This is a genomic window from Paenibacillus sp. SRL342 (genome assembly GCF_984798905.1).
Genome location: NZ_OZ481790.1, coordinates 2,971,636 through 2,985,179, shown reverse-complemented (window position 1 = coordinate 2,985,179; position 13,544 = coordinate 2,971,636). Strand labels below are relative to the sequence as shown.

2 protein-coding genes are annotated in these 13,544 nt (G+C 47.5%); one reads left to right on the top strand and one right to left on the bottom strand.

Annotated elements, in window-relative coordinates; translation table 11 throughout:
- The first annotated feature begins 14 nt into the window (after positions 1-14).
- Positions 15-1,256, top strand: a complete 1,242-nt coding sequence (locus AC4E8D_RS13465) for a cytochrome P450 (protein ID WP_221819614.1) — start codon at positions 15-17, stop codon at positions 1,254-1,256.
- Positions 1,257-1,328: 72 nt separating this feature from the next.
- On the opposite strand, the gene AC4E8D_RS13460 is transcribed toward AC4E8D_RS13465, so the two are convergent.
- Complete coding sequence (locus AC4E8D_RS13460) at positions 1,329-13,535, bottom strand: SDR family NAD(P)-dependent oxidoreductase (RefSeq protein WP_490206320.1); 12,207 nt, start codon at positions 13,533-13,535, stop codon at positions 1,329-1,331.
- Positions 13,536-13,544 lie beyond the last annotated feature (9 nt).

Below are 13,544 nucleotides of genomic sequence, written 5' to 3'. Positions count from 1 at the left end.
AAGGAGGAAACCACTTGTCAATACCTGTCATTGATGTAAATGATCCAACCACATTCTATAATGAGAACTTCTTCGGTAATCCGTATGACGTGTATCGACAGCTGATTCAGCAAGGCGAAATTCACAAAGTGAATCTGTATGGAGGACTTTGGTACATCGGTGGATATGAAACCGTAAACAAGTACATTGCAGACCCACGCATTTCCCATAACACGGCACAACAATATTGGGCAGTCCAGTTTTCGGAGCAACAGCTCTATGGAATTCTGGAGTTTATTCGTCTGTTTTCAATGTGGATGTCCCTTCAGGATGGCACTTCTCACATCAGATATCGCAAAATGTTAACCCAGGCCTTCTCCGTGTCGGTCAAAAATCTGGCTCCCTACATTATGGATCTGATCGACGACTCTCTTGATGAAATGGAAGGAAAAGAAGAGGTGGATTTGATTCGGGATTATGCTTACCCGCTTCCCACCAAAGTCATTATGAAACTACTGGGTCTGCCTGAGGAACAGTATGAACGTGTGGCCGAATGTGCAGATAGTCTCGTTCACTTGTTCGGTTCCATGACGGTTACATATGAGGATGTCACGCGTGCACAAAATCTTTTGGTTCTGTTGACTGCCTATTTGACAGATGTGATTGAAGAACGAAAAATACATCCTCAGGAAGATTTTATTACTTATCTTATAGAAGCAACTGATGATGATGGTGTGCACCTGACAATTGAAGAAATTCATGCGCAATGTGCCATGCTGCTCTTCGCCGGACATGAGACCACACGTAATCTGATTGGGAATGGCATGTTTACACTGATGAAACATCCGGAACAACTTCAGAAATTGAAAGACTCTCCAGGTCTGATTAAAAGCACCATTCAGGAAGTCCTTCGCTATGAAAGCCCTGCACAGATTACCGTAAGAACCGCCCTTGAAGACATGGAAATTCTGGATCAGCAGATTAAAAAGGGAGAATTGATCATGTTCTGCTTCGGTTCAGCCAATCATGATCCGCGAAAATTTACCGATCCTCATCTATTTGATATTGAACGCAATGAAGCGCGAAATCTGGCCTTTGGTGTAGGAATTCATTCTTGCATCGGTGCCCAGTTGGCGATGATGGAAACAGAGATTGCCATGAGCCGCCTAATCGCAAGGTATCCTCATATGGAATGGATTCAGGATGAGCCCGAATGGCTTCCCAATGTAGGCTTTCGTGGTCTTCAACGACTGCTTGTCCGCTTGAACAATAGATGACCATTATGTAAGATCGTAAGATCATCAAAAAAAAGCGTCGCTCATTCATGAGCAACGCTTTTTTTGATGATCTTATTTAATCTGGTTTTTGGAACTCTTGCGTGGGACTCTTACCTTGGTACTTTTTTTGAAGGATTGAATGTCTTTTTCCGTAACCCCTTCACTTGAATACAACTGCTTGCAGAAAGCACCTATTCGATCAGAGCTTGCGGGATTGGACAACAGTAACATATGGTTGGATACATCGATGTCAAACAAATTAAAATTCGGAATGTTCTCCGCCCATATACTCCAATAGGTTGAGTTGTTCAGTTCGATGCAATCTTCCTCCGTGACAAAGTAAGGCTCAAGTTCACCAAAGAAGTGTCCGCTTTGATTGCGGAAATAATAACATGCCACAGCATCTCGATCTGCAAGCGATTGAACTTGGTACTGATCTGCCTGATATGCCTGCTGAACCTTGACACATTGCTCAATGAGCTGCTGTAGATGCTTCTCATTTTTGAAAAGCCCTCTGGATTCCGCAATTTCTGTTAAGTGTTTAAGAAAATCCTCATTACTTAGTTCCATATTGATTTCATCGCGGTGAATTAACGTGTCTGCAATTTTCTCCGGTTGATGAAGAATCGAAGACATTAGCGACATATTCACGGATTGTAAAATATAACCTTTGTCCGACGAAGTCATTTCGTCTTCATCAGAGAGATGGATGGAATCGAGCATCACCACGCTGTTTACCTGGTCACCCTGATTCTGAAGTAACCTGCACACCTCATATGCAATCAGGCCGCCAAGAGAATAACCGCCAAGATCATATGGCCCTTCCGGCTGAACGGTTTTTATGACATGCACATAATACATTGCCATGCCTTCGATCCCATATAACGGAGAGCGGTCAGTCGTCCAGCCTCTTGCCTGGATCCCGTAGAAGGGCCGTGTACACCGGGATGCAATAACCTGATAACCTTCCACCCCACCCATTGCGGCGTGAAACCAGAAGATGGGTCGACCTTCAGAAGCATGATTCAGCCGAACAAGTTCGGGGAATTGTGACCATGACTTAACAATCGAATTCAAAGTACCATTTGTCTTCTCCTCCGGTCCGGTGACGATAAAACTTGTTGGCTTGCCCTGAAGCGTAGGGGTCTGATTTATTCTGTCTGTCAGACTTGCTATGATGTCTGCCAAAGTCAAACAATGTTGCAAATCTGCTGCATTGATTTCAGGATTCAGCTCGGTTTGCAATCGTTGAATCAACTGAATAAACACGATGGAGTCCATTCCATATTGCACAAGAGGTGTTGATTCCTGAATCTCACCGCTTTCCAAGCCAAGCAGATTCAGGATGATGGCTGTGATCCTGTGTTCCAGTGATGTATTCCCGGCTACATCTATACTGGAATCAGGAGCTCCTTCCTCCAGGCTGGAAACGACTACAGATTTAGCATGAGCAAGAGTATGAGTAAGGTCAACCCAGCATCTTCTCTTTTCAAATGGATACCCAGGCAATGAAATGATTTGAGCAGGCTTTCCTTCATACAGACCTTCCCATGAAACGTTGCCTCCTTTGGACCAATACAGTGCAATTTTATCAAGGCTGCCATCAGCCATGAAAGCTCTCAATATTTTTTCGCCAGCTCTTCCTGACAACAGCTCCTTCACTGCCGAATCTTCTTCTGCCCTTCCAGTAAACATCGGACAAGAATCAACCCAGTTTTTATTTGGCTTTTCCGCTTTCAAAAACTTCTTCAGCCCTGTAATGAGCTCTTTTTTATGACTCACAATTAGAGCCAAGCGATCCGGCATCGCTTCTCTGCCCACTTGTAGCGTGTACGCCACATCCCTCAGGCTCATCTCGTTATTTAATATGACTGTATTAAGGAGTTGCTGCGCAGCGGCCTGCAAGCGTTCCTTGTTCAACGCCGATAGAATGACAACTTGGGCCACCGAATCTTCGCTCACTGCATCATTTTGCTCTGTTTCAGCGGCTACGTACTCTTCGATAACCACATGTGCATTTGTCCCGCTGATGCCTGTGGTGCTAATCGCTCCCATTCTTGATACATTCAACGACGTTCTCCACGGTCTGTTTTCTTTATTGATATTGAGGTTGCTGCCCATGCTCATGTTGATATGCCGATTAGGCTCTTCATAGGAATGCAAAGCCGGAATTGTTCTATGCCTCATGGCCATCAACATCGTTATGAGGCTAACCAAACCGGATGCCGCAAAGGTATGTCCGATTAAAGGTTTTACGGAACCAATCGCCACGGATATGTCCTGATCGTTGTAAGAACCATATACGTTGGATAATGCCTGCATCTCAATTGCATCTCCTATCGGTGATCCCACACTTTGCGACATGATGAACTGCACGCTACGTGGATCAATCCGATACCGTTTGTGCACCATTTTCATCAACTCTGCCTGTGACTCAGGATCAGGCGAAGTCAATCCATTGGTTCGTCCGCTGTAATTAACACCACTGCCTCTAATTGTGCCATAAATATGGTCTCCGTCCCGAATGGCCTGTTTCAAAGGTTTGAGCACCAACGCGGTCACAGCCTCACCAGGCACCATTCCGTTAGCATGTTCGTCAAATACGCGGCACTGGCCATCGGGGGATAACATGCCTGCCCGATGGAGAGCTGTGTGCAGCATGGGAGACAGTATCAGACTCACAGCCCCGGCCAAGGCTGTGTCGCACTCTCCGCTCCTTAACGCCTGACACGCCTGATGAAGAGCTACCAGCCCTGAAGAACATGCGGCGGTGATCGCCATATTGGGCCCTTTCAGATCCAGAACATATGCAATACGGGCCGCAAGTGTGGCATTTTGATTACCGTTAATCGATCCTTTCTCTGCTGTCAAATAACCATACTCGCCTTCTTCAACCCCAACGTATACCCCACAATTCTGGCCACGAATACGATCCCCCATATAACCGGCATCCTCCAGAGCATGCCACGCCTCTTCCAGAAACAGACGTTGTCTGGGGTCCATCATCGCTGCTTCGTTCGGTGAAATCTGGAAAAACATCGGATCAAAACGATCGATATCCGCCAAATAACCTCCCCATGCAGGAATATCAGCATCCTTATTGGTTACATCCTTCCCGCCTTCTGAGGTCCAACGACTGCGGGGCAATCTCGATATACATGAAGAACCTGATTCAACATTTGTCCACAAATCCTCGATGTTGCCTGCCTGCGGAAACCTTCCGCTCATGCCGATGATGGCTATAGGTTCTTCCCTGTGAAGTTCAGTAGGTTCAGGGACAGGATGATCCATTGATCCGTCAAGCTGCTCCATTACAGATGGATTGGTGTTTCTGTCTGTATGGGAGTGATCCTGTATTTGTGTTGGATATGCGGTTGACATCATGCTGTACCTTGCTTCCATTTCTTCGGAAAAGGATGTGATCAGATGCTGCGAAAGTCTGTTCAGGGTGCCATGTGCAAAAAAGACGGTCGGTGACAATTCAAGCCGGAATTGCTGGCTCATAAGCTCAGCGAATTCTGCCAGACTGATCGAATCAAAACCATAATCCGCCAGATTCCGGTCTGGGTCCAACTTGGTTGCTTCCATTTTTAACAGTTGGGCAGCCCAGTCTCTCAGTTCTTGCACTACACATTCCTGTAAAGTCTTCCTTAATGGTGAATGTGAATTCCTTATTTGGGCCTGATCCTGCTTTGTCGCTTTTATGCGCAATCCAGGGGAAGACTGCTTGGAAACCGGCATGTCCAAGCCCAAAAAACGATGTATCCGGCTTGCCCTTCCCGCCAGAGCAAGCTGATGTGTACCGGATTGTCTGATCACCTGATCAAAAAAAGCGATCCCCTCATCCTTTTCCAGAAAACGCAATCCACTTGTTCTCAGATACATGTCCGTACCTTCTGACGTTCTGGAGCCCATTCCACCTTCTCTCCAAAGTGGCCATAAAATGGCGATTGTACGAATATTCTGATCCTGCATCTGGGCGTACGCCATCTGAAAACGATTGGCCACAGCGTAGTCACAGGAACCAAAGTCCCCCAGCAGCGCCGACGAGGATGAAAAATAACAACGAAAAGCCAGAGGTTCGTTTTGCAATGCTTCCTCCATCACAAGTAATCCTTTAACCTTGGGACGTAACACTTGATCGAACTCTTTTATGCTTTTGGACAGCAAGGTTCCCTGACTTTCCATTCCGGCGGCATGGACCCATCCGTGGATATCGCCACATTGCATTTTTGCGGATTCCAGAGCCGTTGTTACTTCCGCCGCTTCACTCACATCTGCCTGAACATATATGACCTTATTGCCATTTTTTCCAAGGTCCTTGAGCAATTGCCTGTTCATCTCATCCAGCGGAGATCGCCCCATCAAAACAAGATTGATTCCCTTTGAAGCCCAGACTTTTGCGAAAATAACACCCAATCCGCCAAGTCCACCAGTAATCAATACAGTCTGTCCAGGCTTCGGATAAAGGGTATACTCATCAGCATGTTCCGTTAAATCAACTTGCTTCATTCGACTTACCAAACGACGTCCATGCTCAAAACGAACACTTTGTGGCGATTCCGATAAAAGTTCATCCCACAGCAGGTTCGACAGGTCCGCAAATGCCAACATATCCGAGTTCTGTCGTGCCTGCGAGCTGCATACGGTTAATTTCGTCTTCTTCATACTCAGACTTATTGAACGTTCAAAGCCAATCCATGAGTCGAGGTAACACTGATCCAGCGCAGTGGCATGTTCTCCAGCCAGTAAAATACGTTTGGGTTGTATATTCTCCATAACCATCGCTTGGATCATGTGTACAATCGGACTTGTATCACGTAAATATTGGGCATCATCAAACGGCCACAGATACAGAACCGCATCAATATGATCTCCTTGCTTGGCGATCACGCGAAATTGTTGACAGTATACTTCCCGATCCATTTCCCCTGCCTCCAGGCCTGTTTCTTCAACAAAATAGACCTCGGTATCTGGACTGCGGCGAGCCAACATTTCGCGAATGATGGACTGTTTGTTTTTATCGGATAACAGACATATCAGTCCCCTGACATTTTCTCTGTCCAGCTTGGCCGAATCTGAGTCAAGGTGAGCGGATTCTTCCCAAATTTCCTGGAAAGAAAAAAGTTCCGTTGCTTCTTCCGATGGTACGTGCTGACTCTCAGAAACAAATTGTTGTCTTTCGGCCGGGGAACCCGATTCGAATTTTTGGGCGAACTGATACGGCACCCAATACTTTTCCTTAGCAAATGGATACGTGGGCAAGCTTAACCTGGAAGGTTTATCTTGATCATCTTTATATAAATGCTCCCAACGAACCGGATATCCCTTGGTCCACAGATCCAGCACCTTTCCATAGGAACCGTTTTGCATCCATTGGTTTACGATTTCCTCTGTGCCTTCGTCCATGTTAAATAATAATGCTTCTTTGCCACCTTGCAGACCCGCTTGGTACATTAAACCTTCTGGTAGTTGTTCCATGCCTCCATCCAGTGCAGCGCTCAACTTTTCCTTCAGATCGGCGATGCCGGAAGTCAGCACACCCAACCGCTCCTCCATCGCATTACGTCCTACTTGTAACGTATAGGCCAGATCGCGGAGATCAGTATCCATATATGAATCGTACTGCAATCTCTTCAGCAACAAACGAACCTGCTCCTGAAGCTCACCTTTATTCCGTGCAGACAGAACAATCATTGTCGGATATTCAGGTGCCGCTGAGTGATTCGCCTCTTTTTTATCCAATTTTCCCGTATACTCTTCAAGAATGACGTGAGCATTGGAACCGCCAAAACCAAACGAACTGACCCCCGCTCGTCTTGGCATCGCCTTTCCGTCCGCGTTTGTAATCGGCTTCCATTCTTGCAGATCACGAACAAGGTAGAACGGACTATCCTCCAGTTCCACGTAAGGATTCACTTCATCCAGATGAAGATTTGGAGCCAGTTTTTGATGTTTTAATTGCAGTAGCACTTTGATTACACCTGCAATACCAGCAGCCATCTCCAAATGTCCTATATTGCTTTTTACCGAGCCTAGTCCGCAATGCGCCTCACCCATTTGTCTATCCCCTGTGTGTTCATACAGATTCCTAAACGTCGCTTTAAGCGCATTAACCTCGATCGGATCGCCCAAAGGAGTGCCTGTGCCGTGTGTTTCAATATAACCTACCGTTCTCGGATCAATTCCCGCTTTTTTGTACGCTTCAAATAACAATTCTGTCTGAGCTTTGGGGTTGGGTGCCGTTAATGAATTGGCGCGACCTCCATGGTTTTCGTTTGTTCCACGGATAACGGCATAGATATGATCTCCTGCTTCCTCGGCATCCTTGAGAGGTTTGATCATCAACATGCCGACCCCTTCACTTCGAACATATCCATCAGCCTGAGCGGAGAACGTTTTACACCGACCATCACTGCTCAACATACCTGCCTTAGTTAAGCTTATATATCCTTCGGGTGTCAAAATGGTATTAATACCGCCTACAACGGCTGCATTGCAATCCCCGTTCCTCATCGCCGTGACTGCGCGATGGATCGCAACCAGCGAACTGGAGCATGCGGTTTCAATCGGCTCGCTCGGGCCATGGACGTTAAGAAAATAACTCATCCGGTTCGGTCCAACCGAAGGTACAATTCCCGTGGACGTATAGCTATCCATAGCCATGCCTGAAGACGCGATGAGATTGCTGTATCCCGTACCAGCCGTTCCCACAAATATGCCCAGCTTGCTGCCAGATAGGCTTTGCGGAGCATATCCGGCGTCTTCAATTGCTTTCCACACATACAGCATTAGCAGCCGCTGCTGCGGGTCCATAAGTTCCGCCTCACGGGGAGAAATACCAAAGAATCCGGGATCAAATTGATCCACACCCTCAATAAACCCTCCCCAGATCATGTCGAGCTCCCCAGTCTCGTTAAAAGAATCCTTTTGATAAGCATACTTTTCCCGCCGAGACCGAGGAATTTCCGTAATGCAATCCCGCTGGGCTGCCAGATTGTCCCACAGCTCATCTGGGTCAGCAGCCATCGGGAAAATACCACTCATGCCTACGATTGCAATGCCTTGATCCTCCATGACGTTTGTTGGCTTCACCCTTCCCACGCCCGAGGCATGTTTACTTGTAAATTGTCGGAAAACAAGAGGTTCAGCTCGTTCAGTCCCACTCTTTGCTTGTGTGGGAACCATCTTGGATGAGAATCTCGTCAAAAATTGTTGTTGATAGGTACGTGTTACATATTGCGAGAAGGCTTGCAGCGTCGAATATTCAAAAAACAGTGCCGGGGTAAGACTCATGTTGAAATTCTCGTTAAGTGTGTTGGTCAGTTCCGTCAGCATGATGGAATCAAGTCCATACTCCCCAAGTTCAACCTCGGGATCAATGTGTGTAACCTGCACCTTAAGAAGTGACGAAATCATGGAAGCCATCGTTTCCCTGACCTTATCTTCAAGCCAGGCTGTATCCGTCTGTTCCTCTGGGATTGCTTGCTGTCCCGCATTCCGTGAGTCAAGAGCATCGGGGGAAGACAAAAACTTCTGTCTCAATCGAGTCACTTCACCTGCCGCAACCAGTACCTGACTTCTTCCACTTGCCAACGCCTGATACAGGGCTGCCGTTCCTTCTTCTTCACGCAGAGGATGCATGCCCGTCTGTTTTTTCAAATTGCGTAATTGCTGTTCATTGATCTGCATACCTCCCGATTCCCAAAGAGGCCAGTTCACCGATAACGTTTGTCCGGTCCGCTCTCCTCGGTGGACAAGCGTATTGCGATAAGCAGCAAAACGATCCATGAAAGCATTGGCAGCCGCATAGTCTGCCTGTCCAATGTTTCCTGTCACACCTGTACCGGAAGAAAATAAAATCATGACATCCAGGTCATCCCTCCGTGTTGCTTCATCCAGATAAACCGTCCCTGCAACTTTGGATGCCAGCACCTCTCTGCACTCTGCACCTGTTTTATTTTCAAGCAGACGGTCCCGGGTAATGCCTGCGCCATGCAGAATGCCGTTTACTTTCCCATACGTATGACGGACCATCGCCAGCACTGTCTGAACTTTTTCTTCATCCGCTACATCCATGGTCAAGTATTGAATGTGGGCAGGCAGTTCCTGTATCCTCTGCCTGACGGCAGTTGGCAACGCTGGAGACCTGCCCGTCAAGATGATCGTTGTCCCGGTCGCCTTGAATGCGATCTCCTGTGCAAAAATGGGTCCAAGACCACCGCCTCCTCCAGTAATAACGTATACGCCCCCATCTTGCCACGGATGGGGGGGCAGATGCTCATGGCCTTCTCGATTAGAACGCTCCCTGATGGAACTCACTGCCTCGGTGGATACATCCTGAACCAGTTCCTTCCATGATGCACGGTACAGTTGATTCTCCATATATCGCAAGTGATCCTCATTCGGCAAATTTGCACAGGACTTAAGCCGCTCCACCCATTGTTCCAGTGACGTATCACGCTGCATTTCAATAAGCTGGCAGCGTACCTGCGGATGTTCAAGCTGAACGGTACGGAGCAGGCCAGACAGCCCTGTCCACAGTCTGGATTGTTCTGCATCGTCAGGTATGACAACCTGAATGAATTTGCTTCCTTCATGACGAAGGCTCTCACCATCTTTGAACTGCTCCAGCAGGGCAAGCACATATGCTTCGTAACGTTGTACAAGGGTTCCTGCTGAACCGAGTTGTATCAGGGAAACCCCTGGCATTTCCTGTTTCAACATTTCGGTCATCGTGAAATTTGTCAACTCACCACACAGGATAATCCGGTGTTCGCTGTATGAAACCGGTACGGAAGAAGACATGCGGTTTGGGGCCGTTTCCCAGTGTGGCTCCAGAAGGATTACGCCTTCTACCTCGGGCATACTCACGGTGACTTGTTCCATCCAGATCAGAACCTGACCAGCGTCATTGGCTATGGCTACGTCCAGTCTAAGATCGGATCTAACCGCTCCAGTCGAATCATGATGTGGCGGCGTGCCCAGGCGAATCCATACCCAAACAGGTTGCCCATCCTGCAAAACCTCCAAGGAATGGATTGATTTTATGGTAATGGCTCCCCCGAGGTTCACTTGACCCTGTTGCCCACAGAGTTCACATAATCCAACTTGAATGACGTCTTTCAGCATTTCTGGATCAATGAACATGTTGGTAGATCTTGTAGTTTCTTCGGAACTGGAGATGTGTAGCAGTACTTCTCCATTCCCCTTATAACTTTGTTTCACACGGCCCGTCGTCTGTCCGCCAGACCATACATTGTCTGCGTTCAATGTAGCTGAGTTGAAATCCAACTCACACCGCTTGCGTATAACTTTCAGGTCAAACCTTGTTAGGTCGTAGGCAGAGCTTTCCGGTCTGGAGACTCTTCCCGTCGTTAATAACTGCCGTTCCTTTTTGTCGCCAGCACTGCTGATTTCGAAAAAAAGTTCTTTATGATCTTCTTCAGGGTAAATTTCAATTTGAATCTGTAATGGAAACGCCGTGTTCGGGATGTTTGTGTCATGCTGCACCCACTTCACATCGGATAATCTGAGCTTCATAACCGATTGCCCATCCCCGTCTGACGACTCCATGGCATGCTGCGCCGCCACACGAGCCATTTCCATACAGGCTACATCGGGAAAAGTCCGTTTGCCCGATGTAGCAGAAGTTTGCAAAAATGACTCGGTTCCAGTAAAAATGGAGCTATAGCGCTGTGAGTATAAATTAGAAATGTTACTGTGTAGAAGGGGATGCAGAACCCCTGCCGAGTTCGAATATTCATCTTCGAATGGCCGCGGCATTCGGGAATCAGGGATCGGAACCCAATACTTTTCTTGGGCAAACGGATACGTTGGCAGACTGATTCTGGCTGGTTTCTTCCCATCATACAGAGCTGACCATTGGACAATGAACCCTCTTGTCCAGATCTCTGCGACTTTGCCCAGCTTGCCACGCAGGTACCACTTATGGACCAGATCCTGCATTTCCTCATCTTCTGTTAGTGACAGGAGTGTGTCCTTGCGTTTGGCTTGCCCTCTGTACGTTTCAATCCCGTCATGACCTGTGACTGCTCCTTCATGCATGTAATGAGTCAGGCCAGTCGCCAATTCAGCCATAGTCCTCACAATCAGTGCCAATCGCTCCTCCATAGGCTCGCGTCCGATCTGTAACGTATAGGCCATATTAGCCAAATCGTTCTCTGCATACTTTCCTTCACGCAAGGCCTGAAGCAGTAAATTCACTTGTTCACGCAATCGTGCTTCGTTTCTGGCGGACAACACTACGATCGCAGGGTGTTGTCCGGGGATTTCTGTTGTATTTTTTTCATGATTCTCCCGATTCGGAATATACTCTTCCAAAATGATATGTGCGTTCACGCCGCCAAAACCAAAGGAGCTCACTCCCGCACGTCTAGGCATTTCCCTGCCATCGCTATCTCTCGGGGCAGCCCACTCTCTTGTTTCCCGCACAATATAAAACGGGCTGTTGTCCAATTGGACATAAGGGTTAATATGATCCAGATGCAAGCCTGGCACGAGTTTACGATGCTTCATCTGAAGCAGTACCTTCATGACACCCGCCACACCAGCAGCCATCTCAAGGTGTCCAATATGAGACTTTACAGAACCCAAACCGCAATGCGGTGTTCCAAGCGGTTCATCTCCTGATTGACGAGCCAGCTCTTTAAAAGCGGCCTTCAGCCCATTCACTTCAATTGGGTCACCCAGAGGTGTCCCCGTTCCATGGGTTTCGATATAACCAACGGTTCTTGGATCAATATCGGCTTTGCGATAGGCCTGGATCAATAGGTCAGCCTGTGCTTTCGGATTAGGTGCCGTTAAGGAGTTGGCCCGTCCACCATGGTTCTGGCTTGTACCCCGAATCAGCCCATAGATGTGATCTCCCGCTTGTTCTGCATCTTTCACCCTCTTTAGCATCAGCATGCCGACACCTTCACCGCGAACATACCCATTAGCCTGTTCGGAAAAGGTTTTGCAGCGCCCGTCTTCACTCAGCATCCCTGCACGGTTAAAGCTGATGTGCCCTTCCGGGGTCAGGATGGTATTAATACCGCCAACGATGGCTGCATCACAATCCCCATTTCTCATCGCTGTTACTGCCCGATGGATAGCAACTAGCGAGCTTGAACAAGCCGTCTCTATCGGTTCACTTGGACCATGTACATTCAGAAAATAGCTCATTCGATTGGGTCCTACGGATGGAACAATTCCGGTTGAGCTATACCCCTCAATAGCCATTCCGGAACGGGAAATCAGACTGCTGTATCCCGTTCCGGAGGTGCCCACGAATATACCCAGGTTACTTCCAGACAAGCTTTGGGCAGCATAGCCCGCATCCTCAATGGTCTTCCATACATAGAGCATCAGTAGACGCTGCTGTGGGTCCATAAGTTCCGCTTCCCGCGGGGAGATGCCAAAAAATGAAGGATCAAATTCATCTACACCATCTATAAATCCGCCCCATTTAATGTTGGTTTTATTCGATTCCTTTAGGGGATCACCATAAATGGACTTCCAATCCCAGCGTGACAATGGAATTTCGGTGATACAGTCTCTTCCTTCGATTAAATTTTCCCACAGCGCATCCGTATCCTGTGCCATCGGAAACCTTCCTGTCATGCCTACGATCGCAACAGGTTCAAACGTTGTTATCGCCTTGTCTGCTCGCTGAAAGGTTGGAGAGTTTCTTTTCTGAGCTTGATGAAAGCTTTCATCATTTACGGAAGTTCCAGCATTCTCAGCGTTCTCATACTGGTGAGCCATTTCAAAATTTTCGGATGACTTAAATCTGTTCTTCATTGTGGACTCAGACGAAATATGTGTTTTCTGGACATCTCCTGCCGAGGCAGGAGATGTCCACAGTTCTGCAAATTGATCAACATAAGTTTCCAAAGCATAGTCTGTAAATTGCGCTAACGTTGAATGTTCAAAAAAAACGGCCGGGGTCAGATTCAGTCTGTAGTTCTTGTTCAGGGAGTTACTCAGTTCGGTTAACATAATGGAATCAAATCCATACTCACTGAGCTCCACATCGGCTTCAATTTCCTCCGGTCGTACCTTCAATTGATCAGCCACAGCCTTAGTCAACATTCTGCGTGTCTTTTCATGTAACTCGGTATCAGCCTGAAGCGTGTTCCCGGACTCCTGAGACTCGCCGGAAGTCTGGGTGTGTTGATTTTGCGCCATTAAAGAGGTTAGTTGATTGGCAGCATCTTGCGGATTTAGTTTACGTGTTCTGATATCATTGTATATTTGATACAAGTCGTCTTTCATCCGATCACT

Bases quoted from the DNA above. Each gene is read 5' to 3' on its own strand.
- AC4E8D_RS13460 (WP_490206320.1), bottom strand. From the start codon at position 13,535: ATGAAAGACGACTTGTATCAAATATACAATGATATCAGAACACGTAAA.